A 20,732-nucleotide genomic window follows, 5' to 3' on the forward strand; every position below is an offset into this window, starting at 1 on the left:
CTTATCAGGGAGCGCAAGATGAAACCCCATTCCAACCTGCCCCACCCGCACAACCAGCGCCTGCTGCGCGGCCAGACGCCGACCTACGAGCGCTTGCAGGCGCGGCTCGCCGGTGACCACACCGAAAGCCTCGGCCCGCTGATATTGCAGTGCGGCTGGGGTCGCTTGCTGATCGGCCACACCTTCTCCAGCCCCGACAAGCTTGCCGCCGAACTGCTCAACGAACAGCCCGGCGAACGCGACATCGCCCTCTACGTCGCCGCGCCGCAGCAGGTGCTGGCCCACGCCCCGCAGCAGCTCTTCCTTGACCCTTCCGACGCGCTGCGCCTGTGGTTTACCGACTATCGCCCGGCGCGCCGGCCCTTCCGCGGCTTTCGTATCCGCCGCGTGCACAGCGACGACGACTGGGCGGCGATCAATCGCCTGTACCTGTCGCGCGGCATGCTGCCGGTCGACCCGTCCAAGGTCACGCCGCGCCATCAGGGCGGCCCGGCCTACTGGCTGGCCGAAGACGCCGAGACCGGCACGGTGATCGGCACCGTCATGGGCATCAACCACGCCAAGGCCTTCCGCGACCCTGAAGGCGGCTCCAGCCTCTGGTGCCTGGCGGTGGATCCGCAGTCCAGCCGGCCAGGGGTCGGCGAAGCGCTGGTGCGCCACCTCATCGAACACTTCATGAGCCGCGGCCTGGCATACCTCGACCTGTCGGTACTGCACGGCAACCAGCAGGCCAAGTCGCTGTACCGCAAGCTGCGCTTCCGCGAGCTGCCGACCTTCGCGGTGAAGTGCAAGAACGGCATCAACCAGTCGCTGTTCCTCGGCCCCGGCCCGGAACAGGGTCTGAATCCTTACGCCCGGATCATCGTCGACGAAGCCCATCGGCGCGGCATCGAAGTGCAGGTGCAGGACGCCGACGCCGGTCTCTTCACCCTCACCCAGGGCGGCCGGCGCATCCGCTGCCGCGAGTCGCTGTGCGACCTCACCAGCGCCGTGAGCATGAGCCTGTGCCAGGACAAGACCCTCACCCACCGCGCCCTCGACCGCGCCGGCCTGCGCCAACCGCAGCAGCGCCTGGCCGGCAGCGCGGAAGAAAACGCCGCGTTCCTCGAAGAGCACGGCGCGCTGGTGGTCAAGCCAGTGGACGGTGAACAGGGCCAGGGTGTCGCCGTGGACCTGGGTACGCCGGAAGAAGTCGAGAACGCCATCGCCCAAGCGAAGCAGTTCGACACCCGGGTGATCCTCGAGAGCTACCACGCCGGCCAGGACCTGCGCATCGTGGTAATCGGCTATGAAGTGGTGGCTGCCGCCATCCGCCGCCCGGCCGAGGTGATAGGCGATGGCCGGCACAGCATCCGCGAGCTGATCGAAGCGCAGAGTCGCCGTCGCCAGGCCGCCACCGGGGGCGAAAGTCGCATTCCGCTTGACGGCGAAACCGAGCGCACTCTCGCCGCCGCAGGCTTCGGCTACGACGACGTGCTGCCCAGCGGTCAACGCCTGGCCGTGCGGCGCACCGCCAACCTGCATACCGGCGGCATCCTCGAAGACGTCACCGAGCGCCTGCACCCGACGCTCGCCGACGCCGCCATCCGCGCGGCACGGGCCCTGGAGATTCCGGTCACCGGCCTCGATCTGCTGGTCACCGAGGCCGACCAGCCGGACTACGTGATCATCGAAGCCAACGAACGGCCCGGCCTGGCCAACCATGAGCCGCAGCCCACCGCCGAGCGCTTCGTCGACCTGCTTTTCCCGCTCAGCCGCGAACTGCTGCACCGAGACAACCGTGACCAGCCTCACCCCAACGAGGAGGCCCCGGCATGAGTCAACTGCCACAACCGGACCTGAACTACCTGCAGCGCGTGCTGCTGGAAATGCTCGCCATCCCCAGTCCCACTGGCTTCACCGATACCATCGTGCGTTATGTCGCCGAACGGCTGGAGGAGATCGGCGTCCCCTTCGAAATGACCCGCCGCGGAACCATCCGCGCGACCCTGCTGGGCCGGCGCAAAAGCCCGGACCGCGCGGTCTCGGCGCACCTGGACACCATCGGCGCCATCGTTCGCGAGATCAAGCCCAACGGCCGCCTGGCACTGGCGCCGGTGGGCTGCTGGTCGAGCCGCTTCGCCGAAGGCAGCCGGGTCACCGTATTCTGCGAAAACGGCGTGTTCCGCGGCAGCGTTTTGCCGTTGATGGCCTCGGGGCACGCCTTCAATACCGCGGTGGACACCCTGCCGATCAGTTGGGACCACGTCGAACTGCGCCTGGATACCTACACCGCCAGCCGCGCCGACAGCGAATCCCTGGGCGTGGCCATTGGCGATTTCGTCGCCTTCGACCCCCTGCCGGAGTTCACCGAGAGCGGCCACATCAGCGCTCGCCACCTCGATGACAAGGCCGGCGTCGCGGCGTTGCTCACCTCGCTCAAGGGCATCGTGGAAAGCGGCCTGGTGCCGCCGATCGATTGCCACCCGCTGTTCACCATCACCGAGGAAATCGGCTCCGGCGCGGCCGGCGCGTTGCCCTGGGACGTGAGCGAATTCGTCGGCATCGACATCGCGCCGGTGGCCGAGGGACAGAACTCCAGCGAGCACGCGGTGAGCGTCGCGCTGCAGGATTCCGGCGGTCCGTATGACTTCCATCTTTCACGCCATCTGCTGCGGCTGGGCGAACGTCACGAAGTCCCGGTGCGGCGCGACCTGTTCCGCTACTACCACAGCGATGCCCAGTCGGCGATCACTGCCGGCCACGACATCCGCACCGCCCTGCTGGCCTTCGGTTGCGACGCCACGCACGGCTACGAGCGCACCCATATCGACAGCCTTGCCGCACTGTCGAAGTTGCTCACGGCCTACATGCTCAGCCCGCCGGTGTTCGACAGCGACGCAGAACCCAGCGAGGGCGCACTGGAGCGCTTCAGCAAGCAGCTGGAGCACCCGGTGCACATGGAAAGCACCACCCATGTGCCGCCGGTGGACGAGCTGATCGACAGCGGCGATGGATCGACTGACAAAGGCAAGACACCGGAGGGGAACAACGACTGAAGCTGCACTCGGCGCAGCGCGGGACTACAATCCCGCGCTGCGATTTCGAGTACGATTCACGAGTAGCCCGCCATGCTGATTCCCTTCGAGCTCATCGAAGCCGACACCCTCGACAACCTGCTGGAAGATTTCGTCACCCGGGAAGGCACCGACAACGGCGACGACACACCGCTGGACGTGCGCGTCGAACGCGCGCGCCATGCACTCAAGCGCGGCGAGGCGGTGATCGTCTTCGATCCGGAAAGCCAGCAGTGCCAACTGATGCTGAAAAGCGAAGTGCCGAGGGAGTGGCTGGAGGATTGAGCTCTTTGTAGGAGCGAGCTGGCGCAATGGGTTTCATGGCCGACCTCGGCGCGTCAGATGTACTCGCCCCTCTCCCTAACCCTCTCCCTGAAGGGAGAGGGGACAGTAAGGAAAGTGCTGATGCAACGGAGTTTGCCGGATGTCTCCGTAGCGCCCTTCTGGCAGAGGACTGCTCCCTCTCCCTTCAGGGAGAGGGAGTAGTAAGGAATGTGCTGATGCAACGGAGTTTGCCGGATGTCTCCGTAGCGCCCTTCTGGCAGAGGACCGCTCCCTCTCCCTTCAGGGAGAGGGAGTAGTAAGGAATGTGCTGATGCAACGGAGTTTGCCGGATGTCTCCGTAGCGCCCTTCTGGCAGAGGACCGCTCCCTCTCCCTTCAGGGAGAGGGAGTAGTAAGGAATGTGCTGATGCAACGGAGTTTGCCGGATGTCTCCGTAGCGCCCTTCTGGCAGAGGACCGCTCCCTCTCCCTTCAGGGAGAGGGAGCAGTAAGGAATGTGCTGATGCAACGGAGTTTGCCGGATGTCTCCATAGCGCACTTCTGGCAGAGGAACGCTCCCTCTCCCTTCAGGGAGAGGGAGCAGTAAGGAATGTGCTGATGCAACGGAGTTTGCCGGATGTCTCCGTAGCGCCCTTCTGGCAGAGGACCGCTCCCTCTCCCTTCAGGGAGAGGGCTGGGGAGAGGGTATTACCAGTTCAGGGCGCGAGTTTGGGCCCCAGCAGCACCACGCTGGCGCCAATCACACAGAGCGCCACGCCCACCCAGTCGCTCCACAGCGGGCGACTCTTCTCGACGAAGGCCAGCCAGAACAGCGATGCAGCGACGTAGATGCCGCCGTACGCGGCATAGGCGCGCCCGGCATAGTTGGCCTCGACGCGAGTGAGCAGCAGAGCGAAGACCGTCAGGCTGAGCAGGCCGGGAATGCCCCACAGAGCGCTCTTGTCCAGCCGCAGCCAGAGGTAGAAGGCGTAGCAGCCGGCGATCTCGCAGAACGCGGCGAGGACGAACCAGAGGTAATTGATCACAGCGGTCTTCTCTTGAGGGGCAGTCGCGAGCACTCAGCCGCGCAGGCCGCCCTCGCGCTCCCAGGCGCAGCGCACTTTCAGCTCGCCTTCGCGTGGGCTATGGAAGCCGTTCTCGGATTCCCAGCGGAAGGTGTGGCTGCCGTTGACTTCGGTTTCCAGGTGCACCACCGCGCTGGCCCAGTAGAGGCGGCGCAGCAGGGCTTCGAACTGTTCGACCCAGAGTTTCCACTCGTACTCGATGGTCTGGTAGCTGGCGCCGAAATGGATCACCTGGGACTGGTACAGGCCCGCGCCTTCGGTCTCGCAGCGGCTGAACATCTCGCGGCCGAGGAAAGGCCAGGCCTCCCCCATGGGCAGGCTGTCGAGCACCTTGCGGTTGGCGGCGCGGCGCAGGCGGCGCTCCATCGAGTCGCCGGGCCAGTCGCGAATGCAGCCATAGACGATGGATTCAGAGTGCAAGCGGGTTCTTCCTTCAATGACACCGGAGCCTTCTAACACAGGCATGGCGATGCGCAAAGCACGAATCCCAAGCGCTGGGCGGTAGCCCGAAAAAGCAAAAGCCCCGCGACATTCGCGGGGCTTTCACCGGGGTCCAACGTACATCAGCCAGGCAGGCCGGTGACTAAAACTAACCCTTTGCACCGACCTGGGCAAGCCCTCTCTTTCACTGCACCGAAAGGGGGCGAATTCCTTGCTCAGAACCGGCTTTACGATCGTCCGAGCTGGAGCTGCATTCACGCAGTCATGCCAACGCGCAGCAGATCCTAATCAGGTTCTCAGGCCAGGCTGCGGCGCTTGGCTTGCATCTTCTCCGCCATTTTCGCCATCTCGTCGTAGATCGCCTGGGGATTCTGCTGCTTGATCTGCCAGGCCATGCGGCCCTGTTCGTGGGGCAGGATCATGAAGACGTCGCGGGCCACTTCCTGGTGGATGTAGTCGGCAATGTCCGCGGCGCTGATGGGCGAGCTTTCCAGCAGCTTGCCGACCTGGGTCTTCATCTCCGGACTCGGGCCGCGGAAGGAGTCCAGCAGGTTGGTCTGGAAGAACGACGGGCAGACCACGTGAACCTTCACGTCCACCAGGCTGAGATCGGCCAGCAGGCTTTCCGACAGGGCCACCACGCCGGCCTTGGCCACGTTGTAGTTGCTCATCGCCGGGCCCTGCATCAGGGCGGCCATGGAAGCGATGTTGATGATGCGGCCCTTGCTCTTCTCCAGCAGCGGCAGGAAGGCCTTGCAACCCTTGACCACACCCATCAGGTTGATCGAGATCTGCCAGTCCCAGTCCTCCAGCGACAGTTCGCTGAAGAAGCCGCCGGAGGCGACGCCGGCATTGTTGACGATGATGTCGATGCCGCCGAATTTCTCTTCGCAGGACTGCGCCAGCTGCGTCAGTTGGCTGTAGTCGCGCACGTCGCAGCGCTGGGTGAAGCCGTCACCGCCGGCCTCGCGCACCAGCTTGAGGGTTTCCTGCAGGCCTGCTTCGTTGACGTCGGCCAGCGCCAGCTTCCAGCCCTCGCGGGCCCAGCGCAGGGCGATTTCGCGTCCGAGGCCGGAACCGGCGCCGGTGATCATGATGCGATTTTGCATAGGGGAGGTCTGCCTTTTCTTGTCTTGTCCGGGACGGGTGATCGACAGGGTTTGTCGACGACTGTGGCCCGAAGTGTAACCAAGGCTTTCGGCTATCAGCGGCGAAATCAGGGCGCTGAATGCCCCTGGCAAACCGCCGGCGCACTAGCGCTTGGAGGGATGCCGGTCAGACCTGGAGGAGCACGCAGAGCTTGCCCAGCACCAGGGCAATGCCGGCGGAGACGAGCAGGTGGGCCGCGCAGTTGACGCGCTCGCGCTTGAACTGGGCGAAGCCACGGATGCGATAGCGCAGTATGAAGATGCCCAGCGCCAGGGGAAGGGCCGGGCCGAGGAAGGCAAACTGCCAATAGCGGTCCGGATTGGCCACCGGGTCCAGGGTCATGGCCTCGGCCAGCGGCGGCAGGCCCAGCCCGCACTGGACGAGCAACCACACCACGCCCAGCACAACCAGTACAACGCCCAGCATCCCCAAGACTCCCTGATAGCAAAGGCCCAGTATGTTAGTACAGGCACTCCGGGATGGCTGTGCGACGAATCACCCTGTGGCGTATCGGCGCTGTGACGAAAGCGGGTTATCGCCGGAGCGAGCTTCGAGCGATCGCGGACAGCGTCCGCTCCTACGCAGGCGGTTAGCCCTGTGCTTTTCGTAGGAGCGGATTCATCCGCGAAGCTCTTGGCGAGGGCCGGTCAAATCCGACCGAGCAACAGCAACACCAGCAGCACGACCAGCACCACGCCGATCACGCCCGAGGGGCCGTAACCCCAGTTGCGCGAGTGGGGGAAGACCGGCAGGCCGCCGATCAGCATCAAGATCAGGATGATCAACAGGATAGTCCCGAGTCCCATATCGTCTCTCCTCTTTCAGTCGACGAGGGGCGATGGCTCGCGGGGTGCGAATGGCCAGCGCTTGTAGATACCGACCGAGGCGGCGCGGGGAAGATTCAAAGAATCTGCGCGGGACTATCAGCTCAGGTCGCGGGGCAGCGAGCCCTTGCGCAGGCGCAGGAACATCAGCGCGGCGGTGCGCGCATCGCCGATGGCGGTATGGCGGCCCTCGATAGGGATTTCGAGGTTGCGCGCCAGGGTGTCGAAGCGCAGGTCCAGGTGCAGGTCGGGGAAACGCCGGCTCATCTTGCGGTGATAGATCTCCGAGACCTCTACACGCGGATTATCCAGCCTTGCGCCGAGCTGCTCGCGCAGGTGGCGACGCAGCACGGCGACGTCGAAGGACAGGTAATACCCCAGCAGCGGCCGCTCGCCGACGAAGGCCTGCACCCGACGCAGCGCCTCCACCAGCGGCAGTTGGCCTTCGAGGTCGGCGCGACGCAATTTATGGATGCGGATCGACTCGCCGTCGAGTGACAGCGGCGGCTCCACCAGAAGCTCCAGGCGTTCACCGAGAATCAGCTTGCCATGACGGATGACCACCGCGCCGATGCTGAGGATGTCGGCCTTGCGCGGGTCGAGGCTGGTGGTCTCCAGGTCCAGCGACACCAGTTCCTCCGCCTGCGCCGGGTCGTACCGCCACCAGTACAGGCGTCGGCGCCAGGCGGACCAGTGCGGATCGGGGGCAGCGACACAGGCGTTCATCGGGTCTCCAAGTGGAATTGGCGGCTCAGGCTCTGCTTGAACTTCTTCACCGTGTGCAGCCCGAAGCGCAGCAGGTCGCGCTCGTGGCGGCTCAGGCGGGAAACGTCCAGGCCCTGCTCGCGGCCGTCGCGCTGGCCGTCCAGTTGCTGGCGCAGGCGCAACTGGAGGAACAGTTCGAATGCCTCGACCAGGTTGTCCGCCAGCGTCTCATCCAGCACGCCGAGTGTCTTCAGGGCGGTGAGGCGGCCGAGGGTGCCTCGCTCCTCCAGCCCTTCGCGCACGGCCAGCACGCGGGCACCGTGGACAATAGGAAAGATGCCGCCGCGCTTCGCGTCCAGGTGCGCATCCTGGGTCTTGAGCTGGCCGAGGAAGGTCAGCGGCGTGTCGAACTGCAGGGCCGGCAGGGCCAGGTCGCTCATCCAGCGGCTACTGTCGCCGGCCAGAGCCTTCAGGCCTTCGCGCAGGCTGTCGAACAGTCTTCGGTTACCCGCCACCGGCCAGGCATCGGCGAGGATCGACAGGCGCATCAGCTGCTCGGGACGCCCTTGCAACGGCAGCTCGCGCAACTCGCGTTGCCACTCCGACAGGGGTTTGCACCATTCCGGCCGGCTGGCCATTACGCCGCCAGGGCATGGCGGATATCCAAATTCCAGCAGCGCAGCGGTGAAACGCTGCATCAGCAACAGGCCCTGCTCCACTGGCAGGCCGTCATCCAGGATCAGCGCGTTGTCCTGGTCGGTCTTCAATAGTTGCTCCGCGCGGCCTTCGCTACCCATCACCAGCAGGCAGCATCGGCCACGCAATACCGGCGGTACCTGCAGTTCGAAAAGTCGTTCGAGCAATTGTTCGTTGAGCGCGCTGACCAGTTGCATGATGAAACGCAGGCGGATGCCATTGCCGGCCAAGGTCGCGATGAGCGTGTGCAGGGTCTCGGCGGCGGCGCGCAGTTCGGCCTCGCTTTCGGCGCGGGCAATGCGCAGCGCCAGCACATGGGAATGGGTGGAAAACAGGCTGAGCACCTGGGTCAGGTGGAGCAGGCCGACCACCCTGCCTTCTTCGCAGACGGCCACGCGTTCGATGCGCTGGCGAGTCATGAGGATCATTGCGTCGAAGAGGAAGTCGCCCAGTTCGACATGGCTCAACGGGCGATGCGCCAGCGGGCCGATGGGCTGCGCTTCGCTGAAGCCGTCGCGGAAGTGCGCGGTCATCAGGTCGGTTCGGGTGACGATGCCCAGCGCACCTTCCTCGCGCACCAGCAGTGCGTCGGCACCACGGCTGAGCTGCAGGCGCGCCGCATCACCCAACGGCAGCGCCGGCTCCACCTCGATGGCGGGCAACAGGTGTTCGGGCGCAATGCGGGTGAGGATGAATTCGGCAAGGTTCTGCCCGTCGCGACGTTCCAGCTGGCGTTTGCTGGCCAGGTCCGCACGGAAGAAGCGGGCGAACTGCGGGTTGTCCGTGCACAGCTGGTGGAACACTGCCGCCGGCAATTCGTAGACGATGCTCTCCTCCACCGCCTGGTAGCGGTGCTTGCTGCTGCCGGAGAACAGCCCGCGCACGTCGAACAGGTCTTCGTCGCCGTACTGGGCGAACAGCTTGCCATCCTCGCCGCGCTCCTCGATCACGCCCTTCATCAGAATGAACAGGCAAGGCACCGGCGCGCCGGCTTCGAGCAGCACTTCGTCGACCGTGTAATAGCCCATGCTCAGCGCATCGCGCAGTTGCTCCCGCTCCCGCGGGCGGAGCTGGTCGAAGGGCGGCGAGGCGAAGTTGAAATCATCGGACATCCGTTATCCATCCCTTGCAAAAAAGCGGGGCCGGGGGTGTTTCCACCCCCGGCCCCGGCAGGTTAGCTCAAGCGATCAGTGGGCGACTGCACCACTGGCCCCCAGGCCGGTCTGCGAGCGGATGAACTGCGGGAAGAAGCGCGCGCGCTCTTCGTCGGCCGCAGTGGACTTGTCGGTGATGGAGAAGAACCAGATACCGATGAAGGCCACGGCCATGGAGAACAGCGCCGGGTATTCGAACGGGTAGATGGGCTTCTCGTGGCCGAGGATCTGAACCCAGATGGTCGGGCCAAGGATCATCAGCACCACCGCGGTGATCAGGCCCATCCAGCCGCCGATCTTGGCACCGCGGGTGGTCAGCTTCTTCCAGTACATGGAGAGCAGCAGCACCGGGAAGTTGCAGCTGGCGGCGATGGAGAAGGCCAGGCCGACCATGAAGGCGATGTTCTGCTTCTCGAACAGGATGCCGAGGATGATCGCGACCACACCCAGGCAGACGGTGGTGATCTTCGATACGCGCAGTTCATCTTTCTCGTTGGCCTTGCCACCCTTGAGCACGCTGGCGTACAGGTCGTGGGACACGGCCGAGGCGCCGGCCAGGGTCAGGCCGGCAACCACCGCCAGGATGGTGGCGAAGGCCACCGCGGAGATGAAGCCCAGGAACAGGCTGCCGCCCACCGCGTCGGCCAGATGCACGGCCGCCATGTTGTTGCCGCCCAGCAGCGCGCCGGTGGCGTCCTTGAAGTCCGGGTTGGTGCTGACCAGCAGGATCGCGCCGAAGCCGATGATGAAGGTCAGGATGTAGAAGTAGCCAATGAAACCGGTGGCGAAGAACACCGACTTGCGGGCTTCCTTGGCGTCACTGACGGTGAAGAAGCGCATCAGGATATGCGGCAGGCCTGCAGTGCCGAACATCAGCGCAAAGCCCAGGGAGAACGCGGAGATCGGGTCCTTCACCAGGCCGCCGGGGCTCATGATGGACTCGCCCTTCGGGTGAACCTTGATGGCTTCGGAGAACAGGGTGCTGATGTCGAAGTTGACGTGCTTGAGCACCATGATCGCCATGAAGGTGGCGCCCGAGAGCAGCAGTACGGCCTTGATGATCTGCACCCAGGTGGTGGCGAGCATGCCGCCGAACAGCACGTAGAGGACCATCAGGATCCCGACCAGCACCACGGCGACGTGGTAGTTCAGGCCGAACAGCAGCTCGATGAGCTTGCCGGCACCGACCATCTGCGCGATCAGGTAGAACGCCACGACCACCAGCGAACCGCAGGCGGACAAGGTACGGATGTCCTTCTGCTTCAGGCGGTAGGACGCCACGTCAGCGAAGGTGTACTTGCCCAGGTTGCGCAGGCGTTCGGCGATCAGGAAGAGAATGATCGGCCAGCCGACGAGGAAGCCGATGGAGTAGATCAGGCCGTCGTAGCCGGAGGTGAACACCAGTGCGGAAATACCGAGGAAGGACGCGGCGGACATGTAGTCGCCGGCAATCGCCAGGCCGTTCTGGAAGCCGGTGATGCTGCCGCCGGCGGTGTAGAAGTCAGCGGCGGATTTGCTGCGTTTGGAGGCCCAGTAGGTGATGCACAGGGTCAGGCCGACGAAGGCGACGAACATGACGATGGCGGAGACGTTCAGCGGCTGGCGCTGTACCTCGCCGGTGAGGGCGTCTGCCCAGATGGCAGGAGCGAACGCGGCCAAAGCGAGGGCCGCAGAAATTCGGCCTTTCATTGCTGGGCCTCCTTGAGGATTTCCTGGTTCAGACGGTCGAACTCACCGTTGGCACGGCGCACGTAGATGCCAGTGAGCACGAAGGCGGAGACGATCAGCCCGACGCCCATGGGGATGCCCCAGGTGACGGACGAATCGGCACTGATCTTCGCGCCGAGCAGCTGCGGCTGGAAGGCGATGAGCAGGATGAAGACCACGTACAGGCCCAACATGATCAGGGAAAGCAGCCAGGCGAAGCGTTCGCGCTTGGCCACCAGCTCTTTGAAGCGCGGATTGGTATCAATCCGCTGGTAGATGCTGTCGTTCATTTTGTTCTTGTCCTCACAGCGGGGATGACGCGGATGTCGTCGATCCCTAATTTATTTGAGCGCTGCAAGCTCTCCAGACGACTTTAGTCGTAGCGATTTGCCCTCTCTTGCGAACAAGCCCGGAATAGACGCTTCGGCATAAAAAAATCCCCCGCGAACTGAGTGGTTCGCGGGGGATTCTTCTGTGTCGCGGGTGAAGTGGCCCTAACTGATTACAGCCATTGCTTCACGCGATCGGGGTGCGCCTCGACCCACTTCTTGGCGGCCACTTCCGGCTTCTCGCCGTTCTGTACGGCGAGCATGACCTCACCAATTTCCTGGCCGTCCTTCCACTGGAATTTCTTCAGGAATGCCCAGACTTCCGGTGCCTTCTTCTCCAGCGCCGGGTTGGCGACGCTGTCGACGTGCTCTTCTTCGCCATAGACCTTTTTCGGGTCTTCCAGGAACTTCAGCTTCCACTTGGCGAACATCCAGTGCGGAATCCAGCCGGTCACCGCTACGGCCTTCTTGTCGTTCTCCGCACGGGTCAGCTCGGAGATCATGCCGCTGCCGGAGCTGGCCACCAGTTTGTAATCCAGGCCGTAGTCCTTGATCGCCTGGTCGGTCTTGAGCATCACCCCGGCGCCAGCGTCGATGCCGACGATGCGGCCGCCGAAGTCATCCTTCTGCGCGTTGAGGTCCTCGATGCTGTTGGCTTTCACGTACTCGGGCACGATCAGGCCGATCTTCGCGCCCGGGTAGTTCACGCCCAGGTTGACCACCTTGTCCTTCATCTTCTCGTAATAGGCGCCGTGGGTGACCGGCAGCCAGGCCGAGAGCATGGCGTCGAGCTTGCCGCGCGCCACGCCCTGCCACATGATCCCGGCGGCGACCGGCATCAGCTTGACCTGGTAGCCGAGCTTCTCGCGCATGATCTCGGCGGCGACGTGCGTGGTCGCCACGCTGTCCGACCAGCCGTCCACGTAACCGATGGTGATTTCCGGCTTGGCCGCCGCACCGGCCAGCCCGGCTGCCGCCGACAGCACCAGCCCTGCGCCCAGGCCCAACAGGCGTCGCATCATTCGCATGGTTTTCTCCCCGTGATTTTATCGGCGCGCCGGGGCGAGCCCGGCGCATTTCGCGGTCTTGGCCGCCCCCTCATGATCGGCGCCCCCTGCTGGCGAACTGCTCTGAGAGCGACGCCAAACGGTCCGATCCACGACACGAACCGTCCATCCACGACCACGCGATTCCATCCGCGACGACGGTGCCGGCCTATCGCCTCCATACACAGGCTCGATTACCGGATACGGCGCTGGCGCAGTAGTCTTTCAGCAACGGAGAATCATTCTCGACTGGAGGAACGCCATCATGCTCAAGACCGTCACCTTCACCCTGATGCACTTCATGATCGCCTTCAGCGTCGCCTACGCGCTGACCGGCAGCATCACCGTGGGCGGCCTGGTGGCGTTGGTCGAGCCGCTGTGCAATGCGGTGGGCTTCCACTTCCACGAGAAGTTCTGGAAACGCATCGAGGGCAACACGGCGCAGCCGACGCACAATTGGATTCACCGCCACGCGTGAGTGCCCGCGCGGGCACTGACGGCGGCTGGCAGCATTGCTAAGATGCGCGCCTCGCCCCGGTTCGCGTGCCCCCATGCCCCAGTCACCGCGCTTTCCGCTCCTCCCCTACTGCCTCGCCCTGCTGCTCGCCTTCATCGCCCTTGCCGGGCTCTGGTACGGCCTGGGCAAACCGGTAACCCTGCCTGACGCAGCCACGCCCACGCACAAGCTGCAGTGCGCGTCCTACAGTCCGTTCGCCAAGGACCAGTCGCCGTTCGACCAGCCCTTCGTCCTGCGCCCAGAGCAGATGGATGCCGACCTGGCGCTGCTGGCGACGCGTTTCGACTGCGTGCGCACCTATTCCATGACCGGCCTGGAAGGCATCCCGGCGCTGGCCCGCAAGCACGGTCTGAAACTGATGCTCGGCGCCTGGGTCAACGCCAATCCGGTGGATACCGAGCGTGAGATCGAGGCGTTGATCAAGGCCGCCAACCAGTACCCGGACGTGGTCCAGGCCGTAATCGTCGGCAACGAGACGCTGCTGCGCAAGGAAGTCACCGGGCGCTACCTCGCCGGACTTATCCACAAGGTGAAGACCCAGGTGCGCCAGCCGGTGACCTACGCCGACGTCTGGGAGTTCTGGCATCAACACCCGGAAATCGCCCCGGCGGTGGACTTCGTCACCATCCACCTGCTGCCCTACTGGGAAGACAATCCACGCGGCATCGACGACGCCCTCGCCCATGTGGCGAAGATCCGCGAGGACTTCGGCCGCGAGTTCGCCCCCAAGGACATCCTCATCGGCGAGACCGGCTGGCCCAGCGAGGGCCGCCAGCGCGAGACCGCCCTGCCCAGCCGGGTCAACGAAGCGCGTTTCATCCGCGGCTTCGTGCACATGGCCGAGGAAAAAGGCTGGCACTACAACCTGATCGAAGCCTTCGACCAGCCCTGGAAGCGCCAGAGCGAAGGCGCGGTGGGCGGCTACTGGGGCCTGTTCAGTGCCGACCGCGAGGAGAAAGGCGTGCTCGCCGGGCCGGTCAGCAACCTGCCGGGCTGGCCGATATGGCTGGGGCTTTCCGGCGTGATCCTGCTCGGTGCCCTGCTGGTGGGTGGCCGCCCCGCCTCTGCTCGCAGTGCATTCCTGCTGCCACTGGCCGGCGCGCTGGGGGCCGGCTGCATCGGCCTGTGGCTGGAACTGTCGGTGATCACCAGCCGGTTCTGGGGTGAATGGCTCTGGGCGGCAGCGCTGGCCGGGCTCAACCTGCTGGTGCTGCTGCACATCAGCCTGGCGCTGTCGGCCCGCACGGGTTGGCGGAGCAAGGCGTTCGATTGCCTGCAACGCCGCGCCGGGCTGTGGCTGGCGACCGCCGGTTTCGCCGGCGCGGTGCTGATGCTCGGGATGGTCTTCGACGCTCGCTACCGCAGCTTCCCCAGCGCGGCCCTGCTGTTCCCAGCGCTGGTCTATCTGTGCCGGCCGGTTGATGCGCCGCGCCGCGAAGCGCTGCTGCTGGCGCTGATCATCGCCGGAGGGATTCCCGCGCAGTTGGCGCAGGAAGGGTTGAGCAACCTTCAGGCGCTGGGATGGGCCACGGTGAGTCTTCTGCTGCTGGGTGCGCTGTGGCGAGGATCGCGCCTGTCAGAGCAAAAGGCCTGATTCAGCGCGATGGAGCGCGCACCAGGCGCAGCCCGGCCAGTACCACCGCGAACACCGCGAGCCCGGCGTTGTACAGCACCAGCGCCGGCAGCGTGACCAGCAGCGCCAGCATCGCCAGCCACCACCCCGCCTGACGCGGCACGAAGAAAGCCAGCAGCGACAGCCCCAACGCCAGTTTGCCGAACACACCGAAGTGGATCGCCCAGCCGAGCTGCGAGCGCACGCTGCACTGCCAGCGCGCGGCCTCGTCGGCGCAGACTCCGACCCAGCGGCCGTCCTCCATCAACCCAAAACGCACGCCATAGCTGGCGGCCAGCCAGAGCGCCAGGGCGAGCAGCACAAGGATCACGGGCAAAAAACGACGGGACATGGCGCCACTACTCCGGGCAGGCGGAAAACCGGCGCCCAGCATAACCAGCGCAAGAGCCGATGCAAGGGGATCCGCTTGCAGCCTAGACTTTGCCCATCAACGGAGCCCTTGATGAAACGATCGTCCCTGTTCCTGCTGGCCTGCCTGGCCACCAGCTTCTGGTGGCTGTGGCCGAACGACCGTCCCCAGGCCCCGCAGCAGCACAGCCAGTCCTTGTCCGATGGTGGCATGCGCGTCGAGCGGTACTCCATCTATCCCTTGCAGGAATTCAGCATCGAAGCGCGCGTGCTGGGCCGCGAGGACTACCGCCTGGGCCGCGAGGCCGAGCTGTCGCCCACCGATCTCGCCCTTGGCTGGGGCCCGATGGACGATCCCGAGGTGCTGGCCGATATCCGCATCACCCAGGGCAACCGCTGGTTCTACTGGCACGCGGACAAGCTGCCGATTCCCCGCCGCGAGCTGGAAACCCACGCCGCCAACATGCACATGATCCCGGCCAACGATGAGGTGGCGCGCGCTTTGGCCGAGGTCAGCGCCGGGGAACACGTGCGTCTTTCCGGCAAGCTGGTGCGCGTGGAAGGCGATGACGGCTGGCGCTGGGTCAGCTCGCTGACCCGCGAGGACACCGGTGCCGGCGCCTGCGAACTGGTCTGGCTGGAGCGCCTGGAACGCTACTGAAGCAACCGGTTGCCAGCGGCGTGGGGCTTTGGGCATGCTCGGCGCCATTCGCTCCACGAGGAACTTCCCCCATGCCCCGTGTCACCCTGCGCCCCGCCACACCCGACGACATCCCGCTGATCCTCGACCTCATCCGCGAACTGGCCGACTACGAGAAGCTGGTCCATGAGGTGAAGGCCGACGCCCAGCGCATGCACGAGCACCTGTTCGGTCCGCGCCCCTATGCCGAAGTGCTGATCGGCGAAGTGGACGGCGAACCTCAGGGTTTCGCGCTGTTCTTCCACAACTACTCCACTTGGCTGAGCCAGCCCGGCATCTACCTCGAAGACCTCTACGTACGCCCCACCGCCCGGGGCGCTGGCCTGGGCAAGGCGCTGCTCACCGAGCTGGCGCGGCTGGCGGTGGAGCGCGATTGCGGGCGCCTGGAATGGTCGGTACTGGACTGGAACGAACCCGCCATCGGCTTCTACCGCAGCCTGGGCGCGCGCCCGCAGGACGAATGGACCGTCTATCGTCTAACCGGCGATGCCTTGCGTGACCTCGCGCGCAAGGACTGAGACGCGCATTGCACTTGTAGGAAATGTGCTGGTCTTAATGCCCGGTCACCCTAGAGTTGGCCTCCTCTTGAAAGGACTCCGAACCATGACACTTCTTTACCGCGTGGCCGCCCTGATCGGCTGCCTCGCAATGGCACTCGCCGGGCCGGCATCGGCCCGCGACGTGGATCAGGCCAGCTACGGCTATCCGTTGGTCAACCCGTTCGAGGCGACCATTGCCACCACTCCGCCGGAGCTGCGCCCGCAACTGCCGACGGACGATGACATCCGCCAGTCGGACTACGCGCTCAAACTACGCCCGGAACGCGAGTACGAGCTGCCGAGCAACTTCTGGCCAGTGAAGAAGCTGCACTACCGCCTGGCCTGGCAGGATCATGCTGCGCCACTGGTGTTCATCATCGCCGGCACCGGCGCGCATTACGCCAGCAGCACCCCGGAATACCTCAAGCGCCTGTTCTACAGCGCCGGCTACCACGTGGTGCAGATTTCCTCGCCGACCAGCTGGGACTTCATGATCGGCGCCTCGCGTATCTCCACCCCCGGCTACACCCCCGACGATGCGGACGAGCTCTACCGGGTGATGCAGGCTGTGCGCGCGCAACACCCGGACCTGCCCGTCACCGATTATTACCTCACCGGTTACAGCCTCGGTGCGCTGCATGCAGCGTTCGTCAGCCAACTCGACGAGACGCGTCGCAGCTTCAACTTCAAGCGCGTGCTGCTGCTCAACCCGCCGGTCAACCTCTACACCTCGGTCAGCAACCTCGACAAACTGGTGCAGACTCAGGTCAAGGGCATCAATGACACCAACACCTTCTACCAGGTGGTGCTGTCGAAACTGACCCGCTACTTCAAGCAGAAGGGCTATGTCGACCTCAACGACGCCTTCCTCTTCGATCTGCAGCAGTCCAAGCAGCACCTGTCCAACGAAGAGATGGCCATGCTGATCGGCGCGGTGTTCCGCTTCTCCTCCGCCGACATCGCCTTCACCTCCGACCTGGTCAACCGCCGCGGCCTGATTACCCCGCCCAAGTACCCGATCACCGAAGGCACCAGCCTGACGCCCTTCTTCAAGCGCGCCATGCAGTGCGACTTCGAGTGCTACATGACCGACCAGCTGATGCCGCTCTGGCGCGCGAAGTACGATGGCGGCAGCCTGCCGCAGCTGATCGAGCAGGTCAGCCTCTATGCGCTCAAGGACTACCTGCATGACAGCCCGAAGATCGCCGTCATGCACAACGCCGACGACGTCATTCTCGGCCCCGGCGATATCGGCTTCCTGCGCCGCACCTTCGGCGACCGCCTGACGCTCTACCCGCGTGGCGGCCACTGCGGCAACCTCAACTACCGCGTGAACGCCCAGGACATGCTGGGCTTCTTCAAGGGACAGGGTGCCCCGGCCGACGGCCTGGCCACCGCGCAGACAGGGAACTGACTCCATGCCATTCCGCCATTCCTGGACTCTCGCCCTGCTGCTGGCCTGCGGCTTCGCCCAGGCCCAAACGCCACAACCGGTGCAGACACCGACCACCACCAAATTCGACATGGCCCCGGACGAGGATGGCTTCAAGCACCCGCTGGATGCGCTGAAGTTCAACCCCGGCCTGGACCAGCGGGAATTCGAGCGCGCCACCTTCGACGCCCTCAACGTCTACGATCCCTGGGAGTCGTGGAACCGCCGGGTCTACCACTTCAACTACCGCTTCGACGAATGGGTGTTCCTGCCCGTGGTGCATGGCTATGAGTACGTCACTCCCAGCTTCGTGCGTACCGGCGTGAGCAACTTCTTCAGCAACCTGGGCGAGGTGCCGACCCTGCTCAACAGCGTCGCCCAGCTCAAGCCCGAACGCGCGGCGAACAGCACCGCGCGGCTGCTGTTCAACACCATCTTCGGCATCGCCGGCCTGTGGGACCCGGCTACCGCCATGGGCCTGCCCAAGGTCAGTGAGGACTTCGGCCAGACCCTGGGCTATTGGGGCGTGCCCGCCGGGCCATACGTGATGCTGCCAATCCTCGGCCCGTCCAACGTGCGCGACACCGGCGGGCTGGTCACCGACTTCGTGGCCGCCCGCGAGGTGAACTACCTGAATTATTCCGACCTGAGCAGCCGCTACTGGGAGTTGCCGGTGCTGGAGATCATCGACAAACGCTACAGCAACAGCTTCCGCTACGGGCAGATGAACTCGCCCTTCGAGTACGAGAAGCTGCGCTACTTCTATACCGAAGCCCGGCGTCTGCAGATCCAGGAGTGAATCCGATCCGCCGCCTTCGGGCGGCGGTTTTCCTCTCCGTAAACAATCTAATTTATCGATATTTAGACCAGAAAACTCGCAACCATTTATCCATCAATTGGGACTAGGATGATCTCCATTCACAGATCAAGGAGGTCCCCATGACCCGTTTACGTACCGTGATCGACCAGCACATTGGCCACCCGGCCTCCGACGGCGCCGGTGTGCGCCTGACCCGCGTCATCGGCGGCCCAGGCATCGAACGCTTCGATCCGTTCCTGATGCTCGACCAATTCGACACGCAGAACCCCGACGACTACATCGCCGGCTTCCCCGCGCACCCGCACCGTGGTTTCGAGACCGTCACCTACATGCTCGAAGGGCGCATGCGCCACGAAGACCACCTGGGTAATACCGGCCTGCTCAAGCCCGGCGGCGTGCAGTGGATGACAGCCGCCCACGGCATCATCCACAGCGAGATGCCCGAACAGGTGGAAGGCGCCATGCGCGGCTTCCAGCTGTGGTTGAACCTGCCAGCCAAGGACAAGCTGTCCCCGGCCGGCTACCGCGACATCGAACCCGAAGACGTGCCCCGCGTGACCACTGCGCAAGGCGTGGATGTCACCGTGATCGCCGGGCGCTTCGACGACGGCCATACCGCCATCGATGGCGCCGTGCAGCGCCCCGGAACCGAGCCGCACTACTTCGACCTGGTACTGCCGGCGGGCACGGGGGTGGCACCGCGGATTCCGGCGGGCCATCGGGTAATGCTGTATGTGTACGAAGGGTCTCTGCAGGTGCCTGGCGAGCGCGGTGACGAGACCGTCGCCACCAACCGCCTGGTGCGCCTGGGCCAGGGCGACGAAATCCAGCTCTCCAGCGACAAGGGCGCGCGCGCCCTGCTGCTGGCCGGCAAGCCGCTCAATGAGCCCATCGTGCAGTACGGCCCGTTCGTGATGAACAGCCGCGAGGAAATCGAGCAGGCCCTGCGCGATTACCGTGATGGGGTCTTTGCCGTCTGACGCCCCCGCCGACTCCTGCTTTTCATGAAGGAGCAAGCTCGCTCGCGAACAGGCACCGTGCCACGCGGTTCGCGAGCAAGCTCGCTCCTACGAAAAGCAGCGCAGATTAAAGCGACCAATCTTCCATCCCCAGAAAGCGCGCGATCTCCGCGCGCTTTTCCATGGCATCGCGATAGCCCAATTCGATCAGCGCATTGCAGTAACCCGGCTCGAACAGCAGGTAACTGAGCACGCCCGCACCACTCGCCTTGGTCGCACCCGGCCCGCGCAGGAACAGGCGCAGCGCGCGCGGCAGCTCGTGGCGGTACTGCGCGGCGATCTCGTCCAGCGGTCGACTCGGCGAAATCAGCAGTACATCCACCGGCGCCAGGCCCAACGTTTTGCGGCGCGCCTCTTCCGGGACCAGCGAGCTGAGGAAGTTGATGCGGTGCAGCAGCTCGATATCCCCTTCCAGGCTGTCGATGAAGGTGCTGTTGAGCAGATGGATGCCCACCTGCGCCAGGCTCGGCGGTTGGCCCGTACGGTAGTTGGCCACCTGCTCGTTGGCGCTGCCGACCGTGGGGTTACCGCTGACGCCAATCACCAGCACGCGAGTGGCGCCCAGGTGCAGCGCCGGGCTGATCGGCGCCTGCTGGCGAACCGCACCGTCGCCGAAGAACTCGCGAAGTATCTTCACCGGGCGGAACAGCAACGGAATCGCCGAGCTGGCCAACAGATGCTCGATTTCCAGCCGTGTCGGCACACCAATGCGCCGGTGGCGCAACCAGGGATCGATGGTGGCGCGGCCCTGGTAGAAAGTCACCGCCTGCCCGGATTCGTAACCGAAGGCGGTTACCGCCACCGCGCGCAGGTTGCGGCGGCGCACGGCAGCGGCGATGCCGGATAGGTCCAGTTCACGTTCCAGGAGATAGCGCAGCGGCGTGCTGTCCAGCAGCGCCACCGGCTCGCGCTTGCCCAGCCCGAGCAGGCTGTGACCGAGGAACTTGAAGGCCTGGCTGAACACACCCGGCCAGTCGGAACGGTAGACCTGTCCGGTGCGAAAGCCCTTCCAGACCTGGGTCAGGCGCTCCACCGCACCGGTGAAGGACAACGCACCGCACGCCAGCCCGACCGCATTGATCGCTCCAGCGGAAGTGCCGACGATGACCGGGAAAGGATTCTCGGCCCCCTCGGGCAGCAGCTCCGCGATGGCGGCCAGCACGCCGACCTGATAGGCCGCTCTCGCCCCGCCGCCGGAGAGGATCAGGCCGGTGACGGCCGGAGTTTGCTGGGGAGTGGCGGAGTCGGTCACGGCAGAAGTCCTTGTCTC

22 protein-coding genes are annotated in these 20,732 nt (G+C 64.9%); 10 read left to right on the top strand and 12 right to left on the bottom strand.

All coding sequences use genetic code 11. The features are described from left to right. The first annotated feature begins 18 nt into the window (after positions 1 to 18). From ngg to C167_RS0129995, 3 genes are all read left to right on the top strand, one after another. Positions 19 to 1,818, top strand: coding sequence for an N-acetylglutaminylglutamine synthetase (ngg, locus tag C167_RS0129985; protein WP_017522010.1), 1,800 nt, complete (start codon positions 19 to 21; stop codon positions 1,816 to 1,818). Then, positions 1,815 to 3,038: an osmoprotectant NAGGN system M42 family peptidase gene (locus tag C167_RS0129990; RefSeq protein WP_017522011.1), complete on the top strand. Its 1,224-nt coding sequence runs from the start codon at positions 1,815 to 1,817 to the stop codon at positions 3,036 to 3,038. The genes ngg and C167_RS0129990 overlap by 4 nt, the downstream gene beginning before the upstream one ends. 72 nt (positions 3,039 to 3,110) lie before the next feature. After that, entirely contained in the window at positions 3,111 to 3,341 is a 231-nt protein-coding gene (locus C167_RS0129995) for a YheU family protein (RefSeq protein WP_017522012.1), read from the top strand. Positions 3,342 to 4,034: 693 nt separating this feature from the next. On the opposite strand, the gene C167_RS0130015 is transcribed toward C167_RS0129995, so the two are convergent. The 10 genes from C167_RS0130015 to C167_RS0130060 all read right to left on the bottom strand — a co-directional run bounded on the left by C167_RS0130015 (position 4,035) and on the right by C167_RS0130060 (position 12,436). Further along, entirely contained in the window at positions 4,035 to 4,364 is a 330-nt protein-coding gene (locus C167_RS0130015) for a YnfA family protein (RefSeq protein ID WP_017522013.1), read from the bottom strand. A gap of 33 nt (positions 4,365 to 4,397) precedes the next feature. Continuing rightward, entirely contained in the window at positions 4,398 to 4,823 is a 426-nt protein-coding gene (locus C167_RS0130020; RefSeq protein WP_017522014.1) for a hypothetical protein, read from the bottom strand. Between the two features lie 317 nt (positions 4,824 to 5,140). After that, positions 5,141 to 5,953, bottom strand: coding sequence for an SDR family oxidoreductase (locus C167_RS0130025; RefSeq protein WP_017522015.1), 813 nt, complete (start codon positions 5,951 to 5,953; stop codon positions 5,141 to 5,143). Positions 5,954 to 6,119: 166 nt separating this feature from the next. After that, positions 6,120 to 6,419, bottom strand: a complete 300-nt coding sequence (locus C167_RS0130030; protein ID WP_017522016.1) for a hypothetical protein — start codon at positions 6,417 to 6,419, stop codon at positions 6,120 to 6,122. A gap of 221 nt (positions 6,420 to 6,640) precedes the next feature. Continuing rightward, entirely contained in the window at positions 6,641 to 6,799 is a 159-nt protein-coding gene (locus C167_RS34015) for a DUF3309 family protein (RefSeq protein ID WP_017522017.1), read from the bottom strand. Positions 6,800 to 6,916: 117 nt separating this feature from the next. Beyond that, complete coding sequence (locus C167_RS0130040) at positions 6,917 to 7,543, bottom strand: 3'-5' exonuclease (protein ID WP_017522018.1); 627 nt, start codon at positions 7,541 to 7,543, stop codon at positions 6,917 to 6,919. Then, positions 7,540 to 9,330 (bottom strand): DUF294 nucleotidyltransferase-like domain-containing protein, encoded by a 1,791-nt coding sequence (locus C167_RS0130045; RefSeq protein WP_017522019.1) that lies wholly within the window; start codon positions 9,328 to 9,330, stop codon positions 7,540 to 7,542. Before C167_RS0130045 ends, C167_RS0130040 begins: the two co-directional genes overlap by 4 nt. 75 nt (positions 9,331 to 9,405) lie before the next feature. Further along, positions 9,406 to 11,061, bottom strand: a complete 1,656-nt coding sequence (locus tag C167_RS0130050; protein ID WP_017522020.1) for a cation acetate symporter — start codon at positions 11,059 to 11,061, stop codon at positions 9,406 to 9,408. Continuing rightward, the gene (locus C167_RS0130055) at positions 11,058 to 11,369 is read right to left on the bottom strand and encodes a DUF485 domain-containing protein (RefSeq protein ID WP_017522021.1); all 312 of its coding nucleotides are present in this window, start codon (positions 11,367 to 11,369) and stop codon (positions 11,058 to 11,060) included. Before C167_RS0130055 ends, C167_RS0130050 begins: the two co-directional genes overlap by 4 nt. A 212-nt stretch (positions 11,370 to 11,581) precedes the next feature. After that, on the bottom strand, positions 11,582 to 12,436 hold the full coding sequence (locus tag C167_RS0130060) for a glycine betaine ABC transporter substrate-binding protein (protein ID WP_026079367.1): 855 nt from the start codon (positions 12,434 to 12,436) through the stop codon (positions 11,582 to 11,584). A gap of 283 nt (positions 12,437 to 12,719) precedes the next feature. On the opposite strand from C167_RS0130060, the gene C167_RS0130065 reads away from it, so the two are divergent. Then, on the top strand, positions 12,720 to 12,932 hold the full coding sequence (locus tag C167_RS0130065; protein ID WP_017522023.1) for a DUF2061 domain-containing protein: 213 nt from the start codon (positions 12,720 to 12,722) through the stop codon (positions 12,930 to 12,932). A gap of 73 nt (positions 12,933 to 13,005) precedes the next feature. Further along, positions 13,006 to 14,565 carry a hypothetical protein gene (locus tag C167_RS0130070; protein WP_017522024.1) on the top strand — a complete coding sequence of 520 codons (1,560 nt, stop codon included), beginning with the start codon at positions 13,006 to 13,008 and terminating at the stop codon, positions 14,563 to 14,565. Position 14,566: 1 nt separating this feature from the next. Here C167_RS0130070 and C167_RS0130075 read toward each other — a convergent pair whose 3' ends face one another. Further along, complete coding sequence (locus C167_RS0130075) at positions 14,567 to 14,935, bottom strand: hypothetical protein (RefSeq protein ID WP_017522025.1); 369 nt, start codon at positions 14,933 to 14,935, stop codon at positions 14,567 to 14,569. A 111-nt stretch (positions 14,936 to 15,046) separates the two neighbouring features. Here C167_RS0130075 and C167_RS0130080 point away from each other — a divergent pair, with 111 nt between their 5' ends. From C167_RS0130080 to C167_RS0130100, 5 genes are all read left to right on the top strand, one after another. Then, complete coding sequence (locus tag C167_RS0130080; protein ID WP_017522026.1) at positions 15,047 to 15,613, top strand: hypothetical protein; 567 nt, start codon at positions 15,047 to 15,049, stop codon at positions 15,611 to 15,613. Between the two features lie 71 nt (positions 15,614 to 15,684). Further along, a complete protein-coding gene (locus C167_RS0130085) occupies positions 15,685 to 16,170 on the top strand; it encodes a GNAT family N-acetyltransferase (RefSeq protein WP_017522027.1) in 486 nt (161 codons plus the stop codon). A gap of 85 nt (positions 16,171 to 16,255) precedes the next feature. Next, positions 16,256 to 17,605 (top strand): serine protein kinase PrkA, encoded by a 1,350-nt coding sequence (locus C167_RS0130090; protein ID WP_017522028.1) that lies wholly within the window; start codon positions 16,256 to 16,258, stop codon positions 17,603 to 17,605. A gap of 4 nt (positions 17,606 to 17,609) precedes the next feature. Beyond that, a complete protein-coding gene (locus tag C167_RS0130095) occupies positions 17,610 to 18,422 on the top strand; it encodes an MlaA family lipoprotein (RefSeq protein WP_017522029.1) in 813 nt (270 codons plus the stop codon). A 140-nt stretch (positions 18,423 to 18,562) separates the two neighbouring features. Then, positions 18,563 to 19,423, top strand: coding sequence for a pirin family protein (locus C167_RS0130100; protein ID WP_017522030.1), 861 nt, complete (start codon positions 18,563 to 18,565; stop codon positions 19,421 to 19,423). Between the two features lie 106 nt (positions 19,424 to 19,529). On the opposite strand, the gene C167_RS0130105 is transcribed toward C167_RS0130100, so the two are convergent. Further along, positions 19,530 to 20,714, bottom strand: coding sequence for a patatin-like phospholipase family protein (locus C167_RS0130105; protein ID WP_017522031.1), 1,185 nt, complete (start codon positions 20,712 to 20,714; stop codon positions 19,530 to 19,532). Positions 20,715 to 20,732: the final 18 nt, after the last annotated feature.

The organism is Pseudomonas nitroreducens TX1 (assembly GCF_000313755.1).
Taxonomy (GTDB): domain Bacteria; phylum Pseudomonadota; class Gammaproteobacteria; order Pseudomonadales; family Pseudomonadaceae; genus Pseudomonas; species Pseudomonas nitroreducens_A.

Coding starts and splice junctions, on each gene's coding strand:
- ngg (WP_017522010.1), top strand. CDS start 19: ATGAAACCCCATTCCAACCTGCCCCACCCGCACAACCAGCGCCTGCTG.
- C167_RS0129990 (WP_017522011.1), top strand. CDS start 1,815: ATGAGTCAACTGCCACAACCGGACCTGAACTACCTGCAGCGCGTGCTG.
- C167_RS0129995 (WP_017522012.1), top strand. CDS start 3,111: ATGCTGATTCCCTTCGAGCTCATCGAAGCCGACACCCTCGACAACCTG.
- C167_RS0130025 (WP_017522015.1), bottom strand. CDS start 5,953: ATGCAAAATCGCATCATGATCACCGGCGCCGGTTCCGGCCTCGGACGC.
- C167_RS0130030 (WP_017522016.1), bottom strand. CDS start 6,419: ATGCTGGGCGTTGTACTGGTTGTGCTGGGCGTGGTGTGGTTGCTCGTC.
- C167_RS34015 (WP_017522017.1), bottom strand. CDS start 6,799: ATGGGACTCGGGACTATCCTGTTGATCATCCTGATCTTGATGCTGATC.
- C167_RS0130040 (WP_017522018.1), bottom strand. CDS start 7,543: ATGAACGCCTGTGTCGCTGCCCCCGATCCGCACTGGTCCGCCTGGCGC.
- C167_RS0130045 (WP_017522019.1), bottom strand. CDS start 9,330: ATGTCCGATGATTTCAACTTCGCCTCGCCGCCCTTCGACCAGCTCCGC.
- C167_RS0130050 (WP_017522020.1), bottom strand. CDS start 11,061: ATGAAAGGCCGAATTTCTGCGGCCCTCGCTTTGGCCGCGTTCGCTCCT.
- C167_RS0130055 (WP_017522021.1), bottom strand. CDS start 11,369: ATGAACGACAGCATCTACCAGCGGATTGATACCAATCCGCGCTTCAAA.
- C167_RS0130060 (WP_026079367.1), bottom strand. CDS start 12,436: ATGCGAATGATGCGACGCCTGTTGGGCCTGGGCGCAGGGCTGGTGCTG.
- C167_RS0130065 (WP_017522023.1), top strand. CDS start 12,720: ATGCTCAAGACCGTCACCTTCACCCTGATGCACTTCATGATCGCCTTC.
- C167_RS0130070 (WP_017522024.1), top strand. CDS start 13,006: ATGCCCCAGTCACCGCGCTTTCCGCTCCTCCCCTACTGCCTCGCCCTG.
- C167_RS0130075 (WP_017522025.1), bottom strand. CDS start 14,935: ATGTCCCGTCGTTTTTTGCCCGTGATCCTTGTGCTGCTCGCCCTGGCG.
- C167_RS0130080 (WP_017522026.1), top strand. CDS start 15,047: ATGAAACGATCGTCCCTGTTCCTGCTGGCCTGCCTGGCCACCAGCTTC.
- C167_RS0130085 (WP_017522027.1), top strand. CDS start 15,685: ATGCCCCGTGTCACCCTGCGCCCCGCCACACCCGACGACATCCCGCTG.
- C167_RS0130090 (WP_017522028.1), top strand. CDS start 16,256: ATGACACTTCTTTACCGCGTGGCCGCCCTGATCGGCTGCCTCGCAATG.
- C167_RS0130095 (WP_017522029.1), top strand. CDS start 17,610: ATGCCATTCCGCCATTCCTGGACTCTCGCCCTGCTGCTGGCCTGCGGC.
- C167_RS0130100 (WP_017522030.1), top strand. CDS start 18,563: ATGACCCGTTTACGTACCGTGATCGACCAGCACATTGGCCACCCGGCC.